We start from the raw sequence: 20,935 nt of genomic DNA, 5'->3' as shown, positions 1-20,935 counted from the left end.
GACTGGCAGCATGTTTTTCCTCAGTTTTTTTAATGTATATGCACCCAATGAATTAGGAACCTGGCATTGATTGTTAGAATGGTTGTTTGCTATTTAGACGTATCCTGCTGCCGCTGAACACTAAACTTATTAATTAAACCTTAAGGCCTGAAGTTCACAAACCAGGCTGGGAAAATCTATGCAGTATGTTTAATTCGCCCATTTTAGATCTTGTCATTGCCCTATCATTCACTTATTTTCTTTTAGGACTTATTGTAAGTACCATTCACGAATTTATCTACTCTGTTGTCATGCAAAAAGAACCTAAGCGCGCCCGGTTTCTTAAGCAATCAATTGAGTGCCTCTTTCTTGATGGTGACTGGAAGAAATTTGTACAGGAAAAGCTAATGACCAGCGTGCATATTGACGTGCTGCGTAAGAATAACAGCCCCCAGTCATTTCCTTCTTATATTCCCAACTCAAATTTTGCACTGGCAATTATCGATCAGTTCAGAACCAACAGCAACCTGCTGGATGTTACGCAGATTCAAAATATCCTCACTAATGATGAGCTTGCTGCCAAATATGGAATTACAGGTGAGTTGCGACGAACATTGTTAAGTCTGGTTGAACGATCTAACGGACAGTTAATGCAGTTTCAGGCTAATCTTGAAAGTTATTTTAATACGGCTATGGACCGGCTTGCAGGCAGTTATATCCGTTCAACCAAAAAAGCCATCTTCGTTATTGCACTTGTACTCACCGTATTTCTGAATGCTGATACGATCAACATAGCCATGACATTATGGAATGACCCTGATGCGCTAAAGCAGACTGCAGATAATATACAGACCTCCATCAGCCAGATTAAAGATTCTTCCGGCATTTATAGTTTCAACTCGCCTGATGGTAAAACAGTGGTGATGTCATCAAGGATCCATACCGGTGACTCAACTGTTGCTGATCCGAAACGTAACGGAGATTCAATAACCTTCCGTAAGGAAGATATCAGGAGAACTGTTCTCACGCTAAAAAGTACTGGTATTCCCATCGGATGGGCCAAAGAAAACAGGCCTGATTGCACTTTCCTGGGGTGGGTTGGAAAGATAGCCGGCCTACTACTAACATCCTTTGCATTATTATTAGGCGCTCCTTTCTGGTTTGACCTGTTGAATAAAATTGTCAATCTGCGTGCGGCTGGTAAAAAGGAAGGAGGCACAGCCGGTGACAACTCCCCGGCAACTGCTCCCGCAGCCCAACCTGTCCAACCTGCAAATGTAAACAACGCACAAACAGGAGAGGAGGCCGTAGGATAAATTATGTTACTTGAAGTAAACGTAAAAAACCTGAACAAGCGCAGCCGCATACCGGCAAGTTTTGCCGAGAAGGATAGCATTATTGGTGTTGTAAAAAACGGATTCCGTTTCCAGGGAGAAGAGGTAAGCAGCGTTCCAAATCCTGCGCTGGGCAAGTGGTATAAAGACCGGGATAATTATTTTTACTGGGCGGGTGGCTTAACAGTAGTTGAACAGGTGCCTCCACAAGATCAACCGGCTGATATACCTACGCCTACAACTCCCACAGTTCCCTTAACACCGCCACCTGTTATTGAACCATCAACAGCAATAACACCTGTTCTTAAACAAAAAATTGAACAGATCGTAAATGCCTTTGAAACCGGGTCGGCGGAAGGAGATTATTCTGAGCTTGATAAAATGCGGGATTACAGAGATCCTGAAACCGGCGAAAAGATAGTGCAGATAACCTATGGTCGCTCTCAGACAACCGAGTTCAGTCATTTGAAAGCCTTAATACAGGACTATGTGATGAACAACGGTGTGTTCGCCGAACAGTTCCGTCCGTACTTGAACCGCATTGGCGTTAAACCAAGCCTGGCAACAGATGCAGGCTTCTGTAACTTTTTGATTAATGCCGGCAAAAATGATCCGATAATGAAAGTGTGCCAGGACAAGTTGTTTGAAAAAGAATACTATCAGCCGGCACAAAACTGGTTCACCAGGAATGGCTTTACATTACCATTAAGCATGCTTGTAATATATGACAGCCAGATACATTCCGGTGGGATATTGGGATTCTTGAGGAACAAATTTGAAACAGTGGTACCGGTTAAGGGTGGTGACGAAAAAGAATGGATCACCAATTATGTAAAAGCAAGAGATAACTGGCTTGCTACCAGCTCAGATCAACTGCTGCGAAACACCGTTTACCGTACAAGATGCTTTATGGATCAGATGACTAATAATAACTGGGATTTATCGCAACCCGTAAATGCACACGGTGTGCCTATAGCCTGAGTTTTTAAGCACAGCATTAACTCTTCTACAGTTTAGGGCAATTGCTGAACACCCTGCAAAATAGTAAGCACCCGATAAGCCGAAAAGGGTTGAAAGAGTAGGCAAAAAACATTATGCCATGAAATCACTTTTCAAATTTTTATTGGTTGCAATTGTTTTCATTTTGGTTGCCTGTAATAAAGGGTTATACTTTGACCAGGCATCATATGACAGGGGCAACAATATAGTGGCTGAAGCTAAAGCGCTGTTTGGCAAAGCAACAGAAAGCTATTCGGCCCATGAAGGAGAAGTAGCTACTTTAAAAACACATATCAACGATGCTGTTGCTGCTGAAACGGCCAGAGGTTCCAAATCTAATGCTGCAAGCGTTAACATGTGGAAAAGCCTGCAGGCAGATAACAGTTTCCTGAACCAGGCTTTGGCAGACTGGAAAACCAAAGACAAGCTGAGTAGCACCATCATTGAAGAATACCAGAAAAGGGTGGATGCCATAATTGGAATAATACCGCAGTACGAGAACTTCAAGATTAAAAAATAAACTAATTATTTGTCCTTAAAATAGCAATCATGCCAGATTATAATCAAATATTCGACGAGATAGGCGGCCAGATAAAACAACTGGCGGAAAACACAGTGAGCAAATACCGCGACCAGGCGGTAGCAGACGCCAATGCTCTTGTTGCAAGCATGAAAGAAGATCTAATTCGTTGGACAGACCTCCTGGCCAATAAAAGAATTGACACAAAAGAATTTGAGATATTGGTTAACAGCGAAAAAGATCTTGTGCAGATGAAGGCCCTTCAAACATCGGGCCTTGCGGCAATCCGTGTTCAACAATTTTCAATGAGTGTGTTGAATATGGTTGTAGATGTTGTGTTTACAAAAGTGTTGCCCGCTGCAGTTGCTGTTGCTTAAACTGATCAAAATCAAAACCTTCCGCGGATATATAATTTGCGGGAGGTTTTGATTTTGTTTCAACCGGAAGAAAAGCTTTCTTATGGTACGTCCCAGGCCAGCTGTGGTATAGTATCGTTTAATTGTAATAATCCTGTTAGGCTTTTTTCTTCTTCTTTTTAGTGCCATCATCTACTTTGGCGGGAACAGGTTCGGAAACCTGTGTAACTTGTTTAGGTTTTGTACGCGCCAGATATTCATCAATATCCTTGATCTTGTCAACAGCGGATTTTATCAATGCCTGATACCCGTATTGATATTTGTTGAGTTCAGAACTATCTACATATGTAAGAAAATCCCTGTAAAAGTTACGTGCCTCTTCAAATCGCAAAGTTCTTGTTGCGGCGATAGCACTATCGTATGAGACCATTCCCTTTGTAAACTTCGCTTTACGTTCTTCTTCCTCCTTAGCGTCTGTCTCTTCTTTTGCCTTACGGTTCAGTTCGGATTGCAGGTAAGTAATTTGTTTTTGTGCATAGCTCTCTGATGGCTTAAGTTCTGCAGCCTGGCGGTAATACTTTAAGGCTTCCACAAAATCTTTGGTAACAAAAGCAAGGCTGTCCGCAGAAACTATTGACGTCTCATATTTTTCATCATTTTCTTTCAGCAATTGAATGGAGTCGAGTTTGCCGGTAACTATTGCCAGTTTTTCTTTAGCTCCATCCTCATTTGGTTTTATGTTACTTGCTTCGGTGTAGCCTTTCTTAGCAATCTCATAATCCTTTTTTGCGAAGGCTGCATTAGCCTGACTCATGATCATTTTGTATTGCTTGTCTGCTTGCGCCACTTTTTGCAGGCTATCTGCTTCAGCTTTTTTCTGTGTAGTTAATTCCTGTTGGCGGATATCAATTTCCTGCAATTTGTTTTTAGGATATTGTTCATCCGGCTTAAGTCCTGCTGCCAGTTGAAAAGCGATTTTGGCATTTTTAAAATCTGCGGCAGTAAGCGCTTTTTCTCCTTTGTCGACAGCCATATTATATTGTACTGTCAGCAGTGAGTCTTTGGCATGTTTGTCTTTTTCTGCAGCCTGGCTTGAAAGCTGTTTATCTATTTCCGCAATTTTTTGTGACGGATATGGTTCGCCGGGTTTTAACTGGTTAGCTTTGGTATAATACTCCTTTGCAGTTTCGTATAATTCTGTTAATAAAGCTTTATCCCCAAGAGCGATTAGCTGAGTATATTTTTCATCCCGCTCTTTTGCAAGCTTCTCCTGGTTCTCCTTTTCGGCTATTTGTGCCCGCTTGTTCTTTATGTTATCAAGTAACTTCAGCACTTCTGCATTGCCTGGTTTTATTTTTAATGCTTCATTATATGCGTTTTCTGCTTCATCATAGGAGCCTTTAGAAAGTGCCTCATTGCCAAGTGTTATGAAGTTAGAAAAATAGGTGTCCTTCTTTTTGTTATCCTCTTCAAGTTGTTGGTCCGCAAGCTTCTTGTCTATCTCTTTTAATTTTGACTGTGCTATTGCGTCTTTCGGTTTAATGTTCAATGCTTGCTGATAATCTGACCGGGCTTCATCATAAGATTTTGCTGCCAATGCCTTTGCTCCAGCAGCAAGATAGCCCCGGTAAAGTTCTTCCTGTCTTTTGTTTTCTTCCGTTAATTTAGCCTCAGCCCTCTTTCCTTCAATGCGCCTAAGCTGCTGTTGCGGCCATGGATCAGCAGGATTGGCAGCCAAAGCTTGCTGATACAGTTTTTCAGCCTCATCATAATTGCCCGCATTGTAGGCTGTAACAGCATTCTTTAGCAGTTCCTGGTACTTGTCTGCAATGGCTTTCTTATCCTGATTTTCTTTTTCAGCTCTTTTTACTTTGATATCAGCAAGTTTCTTTTGTACATATTCCTCTTTTGGATCAATGTCTGCCGCTTTTTTAAAGTTTACTTCTGCTTCATCGTAATTGCCTGATATAAAAGCACGCTGACCGGCAAGCACCAGTGCAGTAAATTCAGTGGTTTTGTCAGCCGGCGCAGGTGTCGTTTTGCCGGCGTTGTTTGCTTGTACACTAACTGTTACCGGATTATTCTGTGATGGTGTTGTTGTCGTATTGTTACTTGCATTATTGCTTTGGGTTGTATTTGAGGTGACAGGCGCAGCATTGCGGAGCTGGGCCAATTGTTTGTTTTTCTCATCTTGTTCCTTTGCAACTTTTGCCAGCACTTTGCTATCTGAAAAATCATAGAATAACAATGAGTCCGCATTTAATTCTTTCTTATACACGAGCACAAACCGGTGCTTGTTTTTGCCTTCAACAATGGTAAGCGTTGTAGAAGGAAAACCCTCAACCTTTGCCATGATAGTAAATGAGCTGTTACTTTTATTCTGTTTTACATTTGGCTTATCGAATAAAGTGTCGGCACCGGATTCGGTGAAATTGTAGTTTTCAATCTTTGAATGGAATGTCAGGCGCACTTCATATACTGTTGACAAAGCAATCTCTTTCCCGTTAATATTCTGCGCAAATGCTGACTGTATGCTTATTAGCATTATGAACAATGTAAACAGATGATGGTGAGTAGTACGCATGATTCAATCTTTAGGTGTGAGGCATGAGGTTTAAGGTTTGACAGTTTTTTTTAATTGATAATTGAAAGTTGAAAATTGAAAATGAAAGAACTTTAACCTGTCTTATTGAAATCTATGTATTCCTTTTCTCCCTAGAGTCTTCATGGCTGATGAAAAGTTATTGTTACACAGAGAAATACAGGAGACGATGCAGAGTTACACAGAGATCTTCCTTTGTGCTTCCAAAGTCTTTGTGACAACAAAAAAAACGTGACTCTCTGTTTCGCATGTGCCTCCGTGTTTCAAAAATCTTTGTGTTTCTTTTTGCCTTTGCGTCTTCGTGGCAAACAAAAAAACTTCGTGCCTCTCTGTGTCGCTCGTGCCTCCGTGGTTCAAGAATCTTTGTGCTTCTTTTCGTCTTTGCGTCTTCGTGGTAAACAAAAACCTCCGTGCCCGCCCGTACCGGATCGGACGGGGTTTAAAACCCTTCGTTGCAGTTCATTTTCAATTTTCAATTCTCCATTTTCAATTAATGTCACCCTTTGCACGGGTTTCGCGCAAGCCGGCCCTTTTTATCATATCCAACGTTTATCTCGGTAATACGGTCGCCTTCTTTTTTAAACTCAACTGATTCAATCTCTAACTTTTTGCCTTTTATCTCCTTACAAAAAGCATCGAAGGTGGTGTAAGCCTTATTGGCAATAACTTTAGTTGCACCCTGATCGGCGAGGTATTTATAGAGTTCTTTTACATCCATATCTCCGCATACGAGGGATTGCAGGTAGCTTTTGAAGGTCTGCGGGCTCGTCCCTATCACAGGCGGTGGTTTGGGTGCCACCGGTGCGGGCGCAACAGACTTTACAGTGTCAGATGAAGTTCCCGGTGCCTGTATCGGTGGTGCTGTGGGGCCAGGAGGTAACACAAGTGCAATATCTTCATCACCCCGGCTGGGTTTTGCCTGTCTGTTATTTTTTTCAGATGGATCAACTACTAGTATTTCTTTGCGGTAAATCCTGTTTCTATCGTTATTCAATACAAGCTTAAGCGTATAATGTCCTTCAGTTCTGAATGTGTAAATACCAGCCCTGGAATATTGAGGGTCAAAATTATTGTCATTTTCAATTGCCCATTTATAACTACTTGCGGTATCCGGAGTTGAAAAATTATATTTTCCGGGTGCTACCTGGTCACTGCCAATAATATGTTCAACAATATTTCCTGCACTGTCTACAACGATTGCCTGACGGACGTTAACCATAAATTTTGTTCTCGTAACACATCCGCCGTCCAACGTTACCGTAACAAGAAATATTCCTTCGTGCGTATAAGTATGACCAACGTTAAACCCTTCTGAACGTTTTGTCGAGTCACCAAAGTCCCAAACAGCATTTCCACTGGATGCTATCGGCGTTTTAAACCAAACATGTTCCCCGGTTAGAGATGTTCTGCTGCCATCGTCCTTAAGGCCGTCAATGAAGATAAGTGGCGGCTGGCAGGCTGAACTTTTTTCGCCTGTAATCAGCCTGTAAGAAGCGAGGGCAAAAGAGAGTAGTACAGTAACGGCCATAGTAAGCCATACCTTTCTGTCCAGTCCCGAAGCTCTGTGTGTAAAAATGCCCGATGTTTTCATTATAGTAGCTTTACGTGTCTATTTGCGATACAGTGCGTTTAACTGGGCCTGGTTTCGATATCTGTCAATATCTGCTTTAAGTGCTGCGATTTGTTCCTTCAATTGAGCCCGTTCGTCTTCTTTAGCGTTGGCATCCCGTAACTGTCTTTTTAATTTCTGAACATTATCGAGATTAGCCACGAGACTTTCATAGAAACTTTTTGCAGTCAGGGAATCAGATATCAAATTCGTTAGTTCTGAAATATTCCTGCTTATCTGGTTATCAATGATAGGAACCTGGTTCCCGGACTCATTGATGCTATCCAGCATCATTACTGTTTCCTGCATTTTCTTTTCAAAACGGGAAAGGATCATTCTTTCATTATTCATTCGTATAGCTTCTGCTCTGAGTTGAGCATTTTCTCTCAGCGGTACCTTAAAGCTGAAAAATACTGTGGCGAGTATAATGCCGACGGTTATAATAAAGAACAGTAAAAAGTTTATAAATGCTCTTTTTCTTTCTTCGTGATTACCAGGCTTCATAAATGAATCGTTTATAGTAAGTTTTTAAATAAAGTTCGATTTGATCTTTGCTACCGGCCAGGCGTACTTATCCAAAGAAACGTCTTCTGGGTGGCGGTGGTACAGCTACGGCTTGTTTCTCTGCAAAGCCGAAGCGATCTTCAGTGAGTGCTTTCACTACTTCAGTTTTGCGTTTGCCAATAAATTCGAGTTTGCTTAACGTGTCAAAGAGTCTTGTTGTGACTTTAACAAACAGGGTGACCCTTCCTATATTTTTGTTGATATCATTATTATCATACCTGATATTCGCAAGGCTAACCAGGAGGGCTTCCAATTCGCCCTGCTTCATGTCGCTCCATTCACTCAGGTAGTTCATCATTTCTTCTTTCCCTGAACCGATACGCATATCAATGGCATTCTTCATCACCCTTGCCAGGTTGGCTATGCCGGAAAACAACACTGCCGGTGATTCATGTATAGCGGTCCAACGTATCTCGGTTATTGCCTGGCTTAGATAAAGCATCATTCTGTCGCACAGGAACTGTACAAGTTCAGATATTTCATTTTGCTGTTTTTTCTGGAAGATGTTTTGCACGATGGCAAGGCACCTGGTTTCCAGCGTGGAAAAAAACTGGTCGAGCTCCGAATGCAGGCTAACAAGATCAGGGTATGCACTGGTTGAATAACAGGGCGGAATATAGTCATGATCTATTCTTATATCGTTGGCATTTGCTACAAGCTTTCCCACGATAAGCGAATAAGGATTGTTTGCGTATTGATCATATTGGCTTTCGTTTACTACCTGTACAGAATATGCAGGAATCACATAAGGAAATCTGGGAGGATTTTCAGAAAGATCGGGGCTGCCTGCAGGAAGTCTGTTGTATGGATGCACTGTTAATGTAACCCACCATACGGCATTGTTTCCGTTGTCTGAAAACTGGAAAGATACAGCGGGAACGCCATCTGTGTCTGTTACACCGCTTCCGGACAAAACTGGAAGACTAATTCTAATGCCACCGGGTGTTACCGCCTGGCAGTTTAATACGGATACACGTAGCACATTTTGGTTATCAAGGGCAATCTTTACGTTAAAATTATTTTCGCCCTCATAAGATGAAGGCAATACTCCATATCTTATCGGTGAAACGGATAACGAAGCCAGATCATTCAGTGCATTGCGGAAAGCATTGTCCTGCGCAATAAAATGATCTTTATTGATCTTCATTCCATCTATCCAGTTTACAGGAAAATATTTTTGATTGTCCCTCATAACAAAGTATTATAATCGCTTTTCAATTCTTTCGCAAATGATCACCGCATTTTCTTTGACGCCATTTTCTCTCATAGAAATTTCCGGATTCAATATTTTTGAATACTGGTACCATCTTCGTTTTAGCCGGAACCACCAGACATGCGGTTCGTAATCGTCAGCAGCATATTCAATAGGCGTTTCGCTTTGCTCTTCGTTGTAATCGTTCATAAAGTGATAATACAGATCACCCAGCAACATGCCTTCCGGTCCTCTTGCACGAAAGAATGTTTTGTTTTTGTCCGATGTCTTTTTTGCGATCTCAAAACCCATAATGAGTATTTTTTCTTTTGGGTTTTCATCCGGGAGATCAATTGGCTGCAATGGATATTGCCAGGTTTTAAACTCTGCCGCCGGAATATTGTAGGCTGCTTCAAATGTGTGCATGAATAAAAAAGGAATAAAGAACGACAACGTACTGAAGAGCATAGGGTAGAAGAGATAGTCTACGTTTTTGCCGCCTTCCTTTATGAAGTATTTTAAGGCCGAAAACACAACGATAGAAAAAAAGATGATAGACAATCCGAAAAATATCTCACCAATAACAATGTCACTGTTATTGTAATTTCCTGTTGAAAAATACTTTTTATGAACACATAAGAGATGTATGATTCCGAACAATAAATACAGGCCTGACAACAACCAGTAAATGGCAAATAAATGTTCAGAAACAAGTGATACGGCGTATGCCGCAACGGAGGCTACCACTGCGGAAAACGTGCCATACACTGCCGGCTTTTTACCGCTTGCTGCAAAATTCTCAGAGAATTTACCAACCACCGCAAACAGGGTTATTGATAAAGCTAGGAAAACGCCAACATACATCAGGAAATATTTGAGCAACATATGTATAGGTATCAGGTGTCAGGTATCAGGTTTTTAGCTATGAGCTGTCAGCTCTCAGCTCTCAGCTTTCAGCCATTTAATGCAATCATCTTCCCTTTTTTCTCAAATCTCTCTTAGCCATCTTACTATCTTAAACGTCTTACTATCTTACTATCTTACGGTCTTACGATCTTACGGTCTTACTGTCTTCTACTGCTGTTTAAACTGTGCCTTCCATTCTTCACCATCATCACCTTTGTAGCCATCCAGTTTAACAAGGAAGCTCTTGGCGGGGAAGAATGGTGTAATATGGATATCAAGGAAGATGTGATCTTTTTGATCTTCATCTCTCTCAAAGCGGATGATCTGGAATTTTTCAATCAGCTTGTCGGGGCCTTGAATACCATCAAGGAATTTTACAATCTGGGAACGAAGGTTCTTTTCCATTTTTACGTTCCACAGTTCAAAGGCGCGTCTGTTCAGGAAGTCGGAAAGCACTTTCGCAATAAAATCAAATACACGCACAACGGAGTAAGTCTGCATACCAATGTTATCACCGGTAAAGAGTGTCTTTGCTGAAAACGGCATTACTCTTCCCCAGGAACCAACCAAAGGAACAAGACCTACATTTTCCAGTTCGGAGATATCTCCTTTTAACTGGTCAAAGCGAACTGTATCAACTTCATCAATACTGCCGTAAGTTTTGCCGGCGACAGGTTGAGAAAGTTTGGTACAATACATTTTCCCGGCCAGTGCGGCAGAGCCAGGAACATAAACATCTTCTTCTTCACCTACTTCGGTTTTCTTGCCTCTTCCAACAATGTAGTTGCAAGTCATAACGACGTTGGCTTTATGTGGATCACCGCTGGTAAGATTGGCATCAGTAAACATATCCAGCACATCGTCAGGAGTTTCTATATTTTCGAAATCTGTTACCAGCATTACCTTGTTGTTGTAAGCCATTTTGGCCCATTTATCTACAATCGTATTTGATTTAAGATAACCAGGAATCACCAGCATGGAATAGTTTTCACGCAGATCCAGTCTGTCGTACTTATTTTTGAGTTCAGCTGCGACAAACTCAATAAACCGCGGTTCATCCAGGTCGGTGAGTTTGCTCATCGGCGCATTCATCAACACTACATTCTTTAACTTCGGAGATTCAGTATTCTTATAGAATAAATGAATAGAACGGTATGATTGTTCCAGCTGCTTTGTATGGTTCAGTACTTTTTTCAGATTGCCTTTCAACAATTTTTCCGCCGTGTCGGCTCTTTCAACTGCTTTGTCCACCATTTCAGCTACTGAGTTATGTTCATTCAACAACGCGGTCCACATCTCAATTTTCTTTTTCAATTCCTTGCGTTGTTCTTTTTTATTGCCATCCGTTAAAAAGATGTTCTTTTTTGCTTTGCGAACGGGATTCAGATTATCTGCTCCATCCACAATGCCTTCAAGAAAATCATATCCGCCAACTTTTGCCAGCGTGTTTAGCGATTCAGAAAGTGCAGGAAAACCATTTACCGCAAGCTTCTCTTCCTGCTTGAATTGCTGTACGGCAGCTTCGTTTAATTCTGTTGACATATCGATAATTTTAGCTTGTTTGAAAAGAAAGTTTTGAGCCAGAGCTTAAAGCCTAAAGCTCAAAGCCTAAAACCAAAAAATAGTTACCGGTGATATTACCTCATACCTGAAACCTCATACCTGGAGCCTGGAACCTGATACCTTACACCTGCGCCTCACACCTCATTCTTCCTCCAGTTCTGCAGCCAGTGCCTTTAACGCATTAACAAAGGCTTCTTTTGTTTCAGGATTTTCGATAACCTTTCTGAGTGATGTGTTGCTTTTAAGTTGTTTGATGATCTTTAAATAAGCATCATTTTCCAGGTTGAGATTTTTCAGGTAAGAACTCTGATTGGTCAGGTTTTTTGTATCAAAATCGCCAAGACCTGCAAAGCGGAAGTTTTCTTTTAATGTAGAACCATCTTCTTTGTCAAGCTCAACATTACATTCCGGTTTGAAATAATCAAAAACCTGCTCAACTGTTTGAAGATCTTCAACAATTTCAGGACGGATAGGATCTTCTGAAGTAAGCTTTTGAATAAACAAGGTTTTATTAGGAGATATTTCAACAAAACCTTCACCAACAGGATCGGGAGCAAGTATGGTGGTTGCTATCCCTGGTTTAGCTTGTGGCATAATAAACGCTTTAAAATGAATGATGTATTTGTATATAAATCAGCAGAAACAAAAATTTGTTCCGTATTTAAGTGAAAAAAATTATTGAATTTTCCAGGAAATGGCTTCGTTGTCCAGCTCTGCGGTTATTTTACTGCCTTTCGTCAACTCTCCTGAAATGATGTATTTAGATATGGGGCGTCTTAACTGGTTACGTATTACACCCGAGATTTGTCTCGCACCGTATTTAGGCGTAAAGCCGTTTACTGCGAGATATTTTTTTGCGTCCTCAGCTATATCAAATCCAATTCCTTGTTTATCCAAAGCTTCCAGCAAACTCTTCATTTGTATTTCGAAAATGCGCACAATATTGTTTTCACTGATCGGAGCGAAGGGCACGATCTCTGTGAGTCTTGCAAGAAATTCAGGCCGGAAATATTTCGTCATGATCTCCATTAACTTGTTAGACGTTGGAATGTTTCCTTTATCAAATTGTTCAGCTATCCATTCACTACCGATATTGGATGTGAAGATGATCAGGGCGTTGGAGAAATCACCTTCTTTGCCAAGCCTGTCGTGCATATGACCTTCATCCAGGATCTGGAGGAAGGTATCAAACACTGAGGGATGCGCTTTTTCTATTTCGTCAAAAAGCAGTACGGAGTAAGGTTTTTGTCTGATCTTGTTCACCAGCATGCCTCCTTCTTCATAACCAACATAGCCGGGAGGGGCACCGTATAAAAGTGCGGCGGAATGTTCTTCCTTAAACTCCGACATGTCAAACCGGATCATGGACTTTTCATCATTAAACAGAAATTCCGCAACAGATTTAGCCAGTTCTGTTTTACCTGTACCGGTAGGACCGAGGAAAAAGAAGGAGCCTATTGGCTGGCCTTTTTTATTCAATCCGCTTCTTGATTCGAGTATGGATTCAGAAATTGCTTTTACAGCATGATCCTGACCAACAACTCTTCTTTTCAGGTACTCATTCATGTTCAGGAGTTTTTCCTTTTCCTGCGCCTGGATCTTGCCAAGCGGAATACCGGTTTTGTAAGAAATTACTGAGGCGATATCGTCCTTATTAACTGATGTCTTTTTATCACCAGCCAGAACATCTAACGTATCGAGGCTTTGTGTAAGGAATGTTTCATACTCCTCGTGGGTTTCAAACTTATCAGTCTGAGCTGGGTCATCAAGCTTGCCGAGTAATACCGGGCTTATTTTATTTTGGAGGGTGGTATTCAGCCATTTTAATTCAGTGAGTAATTCTAATGAATGTGATGTTGAGACGTTGCATGCAACGTCTGTACATGCAGGGACGTTGCATGCAACGTCTGTACCGTTTGAGGTTATTTTCAATAAGCTCGCTTTTAGCTCCTCCAGATCTTGTTTGTTGGTATCAACCATCAGCTTAATAGCAGCCATGGTTCTGTCGAGCAGATCAATTGCAGCATCAGGCAGCCTTCTGTCTTTGAGATATCTTTTTGACAGGCGGACACATTCTTTCAGCGCATCTTTTTCGATTTTAAGCTGATGATGTTCTTCAAACTTGGGCGCTAGTTTTATCAGCATTTTTTCTGCAGTTGCTTCGTCAGGCTCAGCAACGGGCAGCGCTTCAAACCTCCGCGCGAATGCCTGATCTGCTTCGATAAATTTTCGGTATTCTTCGTTGGTTGTCGCACCAATAACGGTAATTTCTCCGCGGGCCAGTTCGGGTTTAAGCAGATTAGCTGCGCCGCCACCAATGCTGCCGTTCTTGTTATCAAGCAGTACATGGATCTCATCAATAAATATGATGGCTTTTGGAAACTGTTTAACTTCCTTAATAATGTTTTTTAACCTGTCCTCAATTTCGCCTTTATAAGATGCACCAGCAATTAATGCACCGAGATCAAGTTCAAAAACCAATGAATTTGCCAATTGAGCGGGAACTTTATTATTCACAATATCAAGTGCAAAGCCATCAATTAGTGCAGTTTTGCCGACGCCGGCTTCTCCCGTTATTATAACATTTGGTTTGGTTCTGCGACAAAGGATCTCCATCATCATCCGGGTTTCCTTATCACGACCAATGATGGGATCTGTCTTACCTTCCTTTGCTAAAGCTGTGCGTTCAATACAATATTTGTGGAGGGCAGCCGCAGGTGCTGCGTTATTTTTGGCTTCGGTATTATTGACGGCGTGTTGAATCCCATCCTCCTTAAAATAGATCTCCAGTACTTCCTTTTCTTTTACAGGAAACGATTTCATTTGTTCTCCGGAAAAAGCTGTGCCTGGCTTTGCAATGGCGACCAACACACATATGGGTGTTATATAGTCAAGACCAAGTTTTAAACGAATATTGTCAGCCTCTTCAAATACGGCTTTTATTTTTTCATCGCCGGTAACATTGTCCTTTGCTTTGGCAACTTTGGGATATTCATCCATATGTATTTCCGCCCACTCCAATATATACGGAACATCTTTGCCTATTGATTCCAGGAAGCTTGCCAGGCCGACATCTTTATGCAGCATGGCACGCAACAAATGTGCCGGAGAGAAATATTCATTCTGATATTCTTTAGCGAGAGACCGGGCTATTTCAACGGCAGTCTTCAGAGATTCATTCAGGGAAAGTGTAGGCATGTAATTAATTTGAACAGTTTATTAAAGCATAACCCTGCCGGATTTATGCAACTATGTACTGACTGTCAGCCTGCTCATCAAATTTCATACTGAGGCACAGGCATGTACGGTTATAAATACTTTTTTCCGGCTATTTGTTACCCGCTGACTCGTTTTTTGTGACAAACGGACGATTTGAGCGTGTTTTAGGTTTGAATCAGGCGATTCTGTCGGTTGGACAGGATACCATAACACATTCAATGTCGTTTCCTGAAGAGGTTACAAAAAGCAAAGCAAGCCTTGAATCGGGTACTTCGTATCCGTCCGAATGCGCATTCGGCGCGGGCGGTCTTCGTAAATCGTACTTGATAAATCTTAGCTTTCTTAATGAAACGGCGTTGGCAACACATTCCTGAAATAAAAAATTGTAAATGAGAAAAATTAAGGGGTAACAAAATGTATAACAATAAGCTCTAATAAAGTGTGCTAAGCAAATCCGGCATCGTTATATTCATTTAAACATTAAAAGAGGTGAGCAATATCTATTATAAAATTCCATTGCAATTGGGAGCTGTGGTTGAAGGTAGCGAACTTCCGGTCTGTAGCCTGAGGCACTCAATAGAAAAGAACCTGGAATTAATAATCACTACTCGGTTCGGCGAACACAGGAGTGATCCTGATTTCGGTTGCGAGATCTGGGAAATGGACTTTGAATTAATTGTAAGCACCAGCCGGTGGGAAGAAAAGCTCAGACAATCGCTTTTAAAATCAATTACTACGCATGAGCTCAGGTTGGCCGATGTCTCAGCTACTGTGGTTATTACTGATATTGAGAAGTTCAACATATTCAAAAATTTTACGGAGCAAAAAAAACGTGTTGACATACATATAACTGGCACCATTCGTAAAACAGGTGAACCTTTTGCATTTCACACGAATATGTTTTTGAGCCCGTTGTCGGTGGAGTGAGGAGAGAGGTAGCAGGTGCCAGGTATCAGGTTTCAGGTTTCAGGTATGAGGTATGAGGCGTAAGGTGTAAACTTACTGGTAATCAATCTTAAGAAATAATATATACGGTGTTCATTGTCAATTTTCCCTTTTCAATTGTCAATTAACTTAACATGTTCGGAGAAAACAACAATTCAAAAGAAGTCATTAAGAACAGGATGTTAAAGCACGCCCTTAATTACTGGGGCATTAGTAATACTGAGGATATTGATCCGGCAGTTAAGTTAATGCTGGAGGCATTGTCGTCTGAATTGTATAACCTTGGCAACGAAATTAAAGACACCCAGGTTCGTATTCTTGAAAAAGTAGCCAACCTGCTTTCTCCCGATTTCCTGACAGCACCGGTCCCTGCACATACCTTGTTGTATGCCAGTCCTGCGGAACCTGTTCAGTTGTTAAGCCAGGCAACCGCATTTTCCTGTCAGCGCAAAATATCATCTAATCAAAATGATGTGCTTGACACAACATTAGACATTCAATTTACACCTGTAAGTGATATTGATTTGTTTGACATTCAGATCTTGCATACAGTGACGGGAGGCAAACTTTTCTCGCACGATAGTGTTTTGACGAAACAAATTGCAGCGCAGGGTAAGCAAAAAACTTCAACAGCAAATGCATTATGGCTGGGCATCAGGATCAATCCGAATATAGCGTCTTTAGAAAATCTGTTCTTTTGCTTCGATTGGAAAAACATAGAGCCTAAACTGGCACAGCGAATCTATCAACTGCTGCCACTTACACGATGGCTCATCAATGACGAAGAATTGCAGATACGTGATGGATTGCCTGAGTTGACGACGAAAAAGAACGACGGCTTTCACAATATTTTCTCATCTTATGACCTCGCAGCATTGCTGGAGAAAGATATTCGTCAATACTATCATCATAAATACCTGCATATTGCAGATCGCAGGCAAATGAACTTGCAGCGTCAACTGCAATACTATCCGCCTTCCTTCACCCAAATATTTCCGGAGAGTGATTTGCAGAAGTTTACTGAAAAATTGTTATGGATACAGATCCTTTTCCCGGTAGCCATGCAACAGGAATACCTGGACGAACTGTATATCTATCCAAACACATTCCCCGCAATCAACAGGCATGCAAATGATCTGAAGTTCCGGTTGAAAGGCGGTAGCAATATTATTCCTCTTAAGACTGGTTTACAGGAACAATTTTTATCAGTTAAGTCCCTTGCTGACAGTGTTCGTCAATACAGGTCCGTTCCCTATCGAAACAAGCAGGAGGAAGAAAACGGTACTTATACGTTACGTACAGGTGGTGTGGAGCGGTTCGATAACAGGAACGCGCGTGAGCTGATTGGCTACCTGCTTGAACTATTGCGCAGCGAAAGCGCCGCTTTTTCAACTTACGGTTATGACTATATAGCAATAACGTTAAAGGAGATGAACCAAAAAATGGCTTTAATGGAACAAAAGACAAAAGGCTACGCCAGCAACGCCGCAGAAATACCCAACTATATTATTGTAAAGCCATTCGAAAACGAGGATATGATGTATGCTGAGTATTGGACGACACTTGCTGAAATGGCAAACAATCTCCGTGCCGGTACTCCTTTGCAATTGATGAAAGGGGCAGGCGTTAAGCAGGACAAGAATTTTAAGGACCAGGTCTTTATGATGACAACAACTACAGGTGGAAAGAGCAGGCTTAAATCAGAAGAACGACTGAATGCGTTGCGTTATGGTATCATGACCCGCAATCGCATCATAACAAAAGAGGATATTCGCAACTTTTGTTTTTATGAACTCGGCGACAGAATCAGCAAAGTGAATATTGAAAGGGGATTTGAACTAAGTACTCATACAAAGGAGGCGTTCAGAAGAACAATCGATATTAAGCTGACTCCGTCAGGCACAGGCATCCTGGACAAAGATACCTGGCATACACTGTGCGATCAACTATTGGCTAAGCTGAAAGTAAGATCTGGAACGAGCGGATACTATAGGGTGGTAATGGACAATTGAAAGGTGACAATTGAAAATGGGCGGATGGGTAAATGTGCAAATGTGCGAATATGCAAATGTGAATGTACAGATATCTGCACCAATGAATAAGTAAATAAGTATAATGCGCCGCGTAATCGCTACCCCGCTGCGATCGCCGCGAGAAGGAATTAAGGGCTTAAACGTACAACGTAAAACTTATAACGTACAACTTCTATGACGAATCTTCCCGCCACGGCTTTTAGCAACTTTGATAATGATTTTAAAGCGGAAGTAATCGCTGCCGAAATGGTTGAGCATGGAACTCCGGCTGACCGTATTCTTATATTGATGGCGGGTGCTTTAAAAAGATCTTTTAGAAAAGATGTGGATGGTGTTGAAGAAGAGATATCAGAATACGACCATAAAGAATATACATTACTAAGAACGCCACGAGAGGGCATTTACGATATGCTTCCTGAAGGGTTGTTTCATGAACATGCTGCACCCAGAAGCCTGCGATCAGAGAAAGATGTAATAAAGATGATGAAGCAGCGCCGGGCGGAAGAATTGAATGCAAGGAAATTCTTTCTGCCATTTGAAGCTACGATCAATCATCTGAGGATGCTGATGGCTATGTATGAGAACAAGCTGGATAAACGGTCTCATTATACTGAGCTACTGGATATATTCAAAGACCAATGGGAGATCTTTCAATACCTCGATTCCCGTCAGTCAAATATCTTTCTGCATCTCATACCCATATTGCATGATGTAAGAGATATGCATGACTCAATTGAAGAAATACTGCAAACAATCTTTGAACTGCCGGTTGAAATACAATTGTGTCAACGCCTTCCTGAGCATCCTGCAGAGCCGATATTATCGTTAATGGGAGAGAGCAGGCTCGGCATCGATCTTACCACCGGAAGCCGCGTGTATGACGAAGGTATCGACGAGATAATTGTTACGATAGGCCCGGTAAGCAGCGAAATGCGTCATCAATTTATGGATGGAAGAAGAAATGAAAAGATCCTGGAATTGTTATGCGATTATTTGCTGCCCGTGCATATGGATGTAGTGAAAGAATTTATTGTGGAGGAAAAATATCGTTTAACAAGACTCGCTGATTCGGAGGGAAAACTCAATAGTGTGTTGGGCGCCGACACCTGGCTTTAAACCCCGTCCGGTCCGGCACGGGCGGGCACGGAGACACGACGACATAGCGAAACACTACGATTGGTGCCACGCTAAGCCGCAAAGGGACACAAAGAATAATTGACAATTGAAATTTGAAAATCGAAAATGATGGATAAAAAATGCCATAATCAGTGTAGTCTGAAGGAGATGGATTTAGGTCATCCAAAAGCGTAAAGGAGCAAGAATTATATCTGCGAAACTCCGTGAAAAAAAACTCAGAGCACTCTGTGGTAAAAAACCTGTGTTTCAGTGCTTCAGTGGCACAAAGATAAATAAAGAGCCTGCCTGAAACCGAGAAGTTCTTTCGGGGGCTAAAACGTACAACGTAAAACTTACAACGTATAACTTTTATGAACTGCATCGGTCATCCACAAATGCCGCCTGGGCCGCTTGATTCGGAGGCTGCTCAATTACATGTCCGCGACTTTTTTAAAGCAGACTTTTTAAGTCGTCATCCTGACGGCATTGTAATCTCAGAACTAGAGTACATGGGCAGAACCACTTTTCCATCAGCAACACCAACACCACTACGTATTCGCGGTAAATCAAGAATAAATGAAATCCTTGACGCTTTATCTCATGATTTCCGGCGCTGGGTTAAGAAAAATGATTATCGCAAATGTGATATTCTCGGTATTGCAGATGATGGGCTTACGGCAGAATTGTTGGAAGTTACCACCGCGGAAAACCAGTTATCTGCCATCACACAGGTTAATTCAAAGATTGACATCCTCACAAGAACCGTTAACCGGATTCATAAATTGCATGTGGATTGGCGGCCATCCAGCTGGCGGCCGGGAGCGGGCCAAATGTACAGACTTCTTGAACTGAACGCAATGAGGCAGCGATATATCTGTTATCAACCTACATTTAGAAGGGCCGCGCCTAATGGTGTTATATTGTATGAGATCCATGTAGTGCAACCGAAGCCCGTTTGTGTGCCGCAACGTTTTAAAGAAAGGGCAAGAAGCGCAATGCATAAGCTTAAAACTATTGACAATAGCGCTTACGAATTTCTTAGAGATAATGATGATGTTTCCGATTGGGTAAAAGGATTGGCCATTGTTGCAGGAGGCGCCTTAATTATTGTTGCCGCTATAGATCCAATCCCTGGCGATGAGGTTGCTGCTGCAGCTTTTGCTGAATCGCTTATAGCAGCAAGCAGGTAAATGTTGTGGCTGCTTTCTCTGTGTATTTGTCCTACACTTTAAAAGTGTAGGACAAATACACAGAGGCGCCGATCTTAATAAATATCCACCAGCAAATAATTCGCTGCACTTAACTCATTAAACTCCACGTTTTCATATCCGTTAAAATGAGAATAGAACTGCACTTTAAGACGGCCATTTTCAAAGCCATCAGACTTGATATCTCCCCTTGAGTTTTCCTTAACCCGATACTTATTTCCAAAGCCCTGGGCAATGGGAAGATCCTTTGAAAGCAAGACACGCTGGGATTTTTTTACGTTGTGAAAACGAACTTTTTGAAGCATGGGATTGGGTTTAAATGTTAAAAGAAGAAAACTTCTTCGTGCGATTTATAAGCATCTTGCAAACCTATAATTCTTTGTCAATTAAAGTTTTTAGATCATTCATTAAGTCATCTTTTTCAATATTGATTTTTTCTCTAAGAAGTTTACCAGTCATTTGTTCAAATGCTTTTACCAGATTCTCTGCCATAAATTTCTTTAGTATACCTTCATTCTTCAATATTTTCTTTCCAAATGATATCGTATTTGCTATTGTTTTTTTGGTTTTTAAATATCTCAAATTAGAGCATCCTTCTGGATCTCCAAATGATATAAATTCTCCATCCACCCTCAGTGCAATATGAAAATTTTCAATTTCTGAAGAATATTCTTTTTTCGATAGCTTATCAAAAATTTGCGAAATTTTCTTCCAATAGCTATCAACAATCTTTAACTGATCGCCACCGCCTGAACTAAAGAAAATCGTGAATTTATTCATGAACTGTTTT

Annotated in this window: 18 protein-coding genes; 8 read left to right on the top strand and 10 right to left on the bottom strand. The window is 41.3% G+C overall.

Features of this window, described 5'->3' with window-relative positions; genetic code table 11:
* Positions 1-185: 185 nt before the first annotated feature.
* The 4 genes from QTN47_RS11695 to QTN47_RS11680 all read left to right on the top strand — a co-directional run bounded on the left by QTN47_RS11695 (position 186) and on the right by QTN47_RS11680 (position 3,209).
* Positions 186-1,295: a hypothetical protein gene (locus QTN47_RS11695; protein ID WP_369329558.1), complete on the top strand. Its 1,110-nt coding sequence runs from the start codon at positions 186-188 to the stop codon at positions 1,293-1,295.
* 3 nt (positions 1,296-1,298) lie between these two features.
* The gene (locus tag QTN47_RS11690) at positions 1,299-2,294 is read left to right on the top strand and encodes a chitosanase (protein WP_369329557.1); all 996 of its coding nucleotides are present in this window, start codon (positions 1,299-1,301) and stop codon (positions 2,292-2,294) included.
* Positions 2,295-2,412: 118 nt separating this feature from the next.
* Positions 2,413-2,832: a hypothetical protein gene (locus QTN47_RS11685; RefSeq protein WP_369329556.1), complete on the top strand. Its 420-nt coding sequence runs from the start codon at positions 2,413-2,415 to the stop codon at positions 2,830-2,832.
* A 29-nt stretch (positions 2,833-2,861) separates the two neighbouring features.
* On the top strand, positions 2,862-3,209 hold the full coding sequence (locus QTN47_RS11680; protein ID WP_369329555.1) for a hypothetical protein: 348 nt from the start codon (positions 2,862-2,864) through the stop codon (positions 3,207-3,209).
* A gap of 136 nt (positions 3,210-3,345) precedes the next feature.
* On the opposite strand, the gene QTN47_RS11675 is transcribed toward QTN47_RS11680, so the two are convergent.
* From QTN47_RS11675 to QTN47_RS11640, 8 genes are all read right to left on the bottom strand, one after another.
* Positions 3,346-5,772 (bottom strand): tetratricopeptide repeat protein, encoded by a 2,427-nt coding sequence (locus QTN47_RS11675; protein WP_369329554.1) that lies wholly within the window; start codon positions 5,770-5,772, stop codon positions 3,346-3,348.
* Positions 5,773-6,286: 514 nt separating this feature from the next.
* The gene (locus QTN47_RS11670; protein WP_369329553.1) at positions 6,287-7,381 is read right to left on the bottom strand and encodes a PKD domain-containing protein; all 1,095 of its coding nucleotides are present in this window, start codon (positions 7,379-7,381) and stop codon (positions 6,287-6,289) included.
* A gap of 18 nt (positions 7,382-7,399) precedes the next feature.
* On the bottom strand, positions 7,400-7,903 hold the full coding sequence (gene tssO / locus QTN47_RS11665) for a type VI secretion system TssO (protein ID WP_369329552.1): 504 nt from the start codon (positions 7,901-7,903) through the stop codon (positions 7,400-7,402).
* A 67-nt stretch (positions 7,904-7,970) separates the two neighbouring features.
* On the bottom strand, positions 7,971-9,155 hold the full coding sequence (locus tag QTN47_RS11660; RefSeq protein WP_369329551.1) for a hypothetical protein: 1,185 nt from the start codon (positions 9,153-9,155) through the stop codon (positions 7,971-7,973).
* 9 nt (positions 9,156-9,164) lie between these two features.
* Entirely contained in the window at positions 9,165-10,040 is an 876-nt protein-coding gene (locus QTN47_RS11655) for a TssN family type VI secretion system protein (RefSeq protein WP_369329550.1), read from the bottom strand.
* Between the two features lie 189 nt (positions 10,041-10,229).
* Positions 10,230-11,603: a type VI secretion system contractile sheath protein TssC gene (locus QTN47_RS11650; RefSeq protein ID WP_369329549.1), complete on the bottom strand. Its 1,374-nt coding sequence runs from the start codon at positions 11,601-11,603 to the stop codon at positions 10,230-10,232.
* Between the two features lie 162 nt (positions 11,604-11,765).
* Positions 11,766-12,218, bottom strand: coding sequence for a hypothetical protein (locus QTN47_RS11645; protein ID WP_369329548.1), 453 nt, complete (start codon positions 12,216-12,218; stop codon positions 11,766-11,768).
* 81 nt (positions 12,219-12,299) lie between these two features.
* Positions 12,300-14,822, bottom strand: coding sequence for an ATP-dependent Clp protease ATP-binding subunit (locus QTN47_RS11640; protein WP_369329547.1), 2,523 nt, complete (start codon positions 14,820-14,822; stop codon positions 12,300-12,302).
* 510 nt (positions 14,823-15,332) lie between these two features.
* Here QTN47_RS11640 and QTN47_RS11635 point away from each other — a divergent pair.
* From QTN47_RS11635 to QTN47_RS11620, 4 genes are all read left to right on the top strand, one after another.
* Positions 15,333-15,770 (top strand): GPW/gp25 family protein, encoded by a 438-nt coding sequence (locus QTN47_RS11635; RefSeq protein WP_369329546.1) that lies wholly within the window; start codon positions 15,333-15,335, stop codon positions 15,768-15,770.
* Between the two features lie 152 nt (positions 15,771-15,922).
* Positions 15,923-17,800 carry a type VI secretion system baseplate subunit TssF gene (locus tag QTN47_RS11630; protein ID WP_369329545.1) on the top strand — a complete coding sequence of 626 codons (1,878 nt, stop codon included), beginning with the start codon at positions 15,923-15,925 and terminating at the stop codon, positions 17,798-17,800.
* A 195-nt stretch (positions 17,801-17,995) separates the two neighbouring features.
* Positions 17,996-18,937: a type VI secretion system baseplate subunit TssG gene (locus tag QTN47_RS11625; RefSeq protein WP_369329544.1), complete on the top strand. Its 942-nt coding sequence runs from the start codon at positions 17,996-17,998 to the stop codon at positions 18,935-18,937.
* Between the two features lie 371 nt (positions 18,938-19,308).
* A complete protein-coding gene (locus tag QTN47_RS11620) occupies positions 19,309-20,127 on the top strand; it encodes a hypothetical protein (protein WP_369329543.1) in 819 nt (272 codons plus the stop codon).
* Positions 20,128-20,201: 74 nt separating this feature from the next.
* Here QTN47_RS11620 and QTN47_RS11615 read toward each other — a convergent pair whose 3' ends face one another.
* Together QTN47_RS11615 and QTN47_RS11610 are read right to left on the bottom strand one after the other, a co-directional pair.
* Positions 20,202-20,450, bottom strand: coding sequence for a hypothetical protein (locus QTN47_RS11615; RefSeq protein ID WP_369329542.1), 249 nt, complete (start codon positions 20,448-20,450; stop codon positions 20,202-20,204).
* A 64-nt stretch (positions 20,451-20,514) separates the two neighbouring features.
* Positions 20,515-20,925 carry a hypothetical protein gene (locus tag QTN47_RS11610; protein WP_369329541.1) on the bottom strand — a complete coding sequence of 137 codons (411 nt, stop codon included), beginning with the start codon at positions 20,923-20,925 and terminating at the stop codon, positions 20,515-20,517.
* Positions 20,926-20,935: the final 10 nt, after the last annotated feature.

This window comes from Danxiaibacter flavus (assembly GCF_041060425.1).
In the GTDB taxonomy this organism is placed as follows: domain Bacteria; phylum Bacteroidota; class Bacteroidia; order Chitinophagales; family Chitinophagaceae; genus Danxiaibacter; species Danxiaibacter flavus.
This window is presented reverse-complemented; position numbering and strand designations above follow the sequence as displayed.

Bases quoted from the DNA above. Each gene is read 5' to 3' on its own strand.
- QTN47_RS11660 (WP_369329551.1), bottom strand. From the start codon at position 9,155: ATGAGGGACAATCAAAAATATTTTCCTGTAAACTGGATAGATGGAATG.
- QTN47_RS11620 (WP_369329543.1), top strand. From the start codon at position 19,309: ATGAACTGCATCGGTCATCCACAAATGCCGCCTGGGCCGCTTGATTCG.
- QTN47_RS11610 (WP_369329541.1), bottom strand. From the start codon at position 20,925: ATGAATAAATTCACGATTTTCTTTAGTTCAGGCGGTGGCGATCAGTTA.
- QTN47_RS11685 (WP_369329556.1), top strand. From the start codon at position 2,413: ATGAAATCACTTTTCAAATTTTTATTGGTTGCAATTGTTTTCATTTTG.
- QTN47_RS11615 (WP_369329542.1), bottom strand. From the start codon at position 20,450: ATGCTTCAAAAAGTTCGTTTTCACAACGTAAAAAAATCCCAGCGTGTC.
- QTN47_RS11645 (WP_369329548.1), bottom strand. From the start codon at position 12,218: ATGCCACAAGCTAAACCAGGGATAGCAACCACCATACTTGCTCCCGAT.
- QTN47_RS11650 (WP_369329549.1), bottom strand. From the start codon at position 11,603: ATGTCAACAGAATTAAACGAAGCTGCCGTACAGCAATTCAAGCAGGAA.
- QTN47_RS11680 (WP_369329555.1), top strand. From the start codon at position 2,862: ATGCCAGATTATAATCAAATATTCGACGAGATAGGCGGCCAGATAAAA.
- tssO (WP_369329552.1), bottom strand. From the start codon at position 7,903: ATGAAGCCTGGTAATCACGAAGAAAGAAAAAGAGCATTTATAAACTTT.
- QTN47_RS11630 (WP_369329545.1), top strand. From the start codon at position 15,923: ATGTTCGGAGAAAACAACAATTCAAAAGAAGTCATTAAGAACAGGATG.
- QTN47_RS11640 (WP_369329547.1), bottom strand. From the start codon at position 14,822: ATGCCTACACTTTCCCTGAATGAATCTCTGAAGACTGCCGTTGAAATA.
- QTN47_RS11670 (WP_369329553.1), bottom strand. From the start codon at position 7,381: ATGAAAACATCGGGCATTTTTACACACAGAGCTTCGGGACTGGACAGA.
- QTN47_RS11690 (WP_369329557.1), top strand. From the start codon at position 1,299: ATGTTACTTGAAGTAAACGTAAAAAACCTGAACAAGCGCAGCCGCATA.
- QTN47_RS11695 (WP_369329558.1), top strand. From the start codon at position 186: ATGTTTAATTCGCCCATTTTAGATCTTGTCATTGCCCTATCATTCACT.
- QTN47_RS11675 (WP_369329554.1), bottom strand. From the start codon at position 5,772: ATGCGTACTACTCACCATCATCTGTTTACATTGTTCATAATGCTAATA.
- QTN47_RS11625 (WP_369329544.1), top strand. From the start codon at position 17,996: ATGACGAATCTTCCCGCCACGGCTTTTAGCAACTTTGATAATGATTTT.
- QTN47_RS11655 (WP_369329550.1), bottom strand. From the start codon at position 10,040: ATGTTGCTCAAATATTTCCTGATGTATGTTGGCGTTTTCCTAGCTTTA.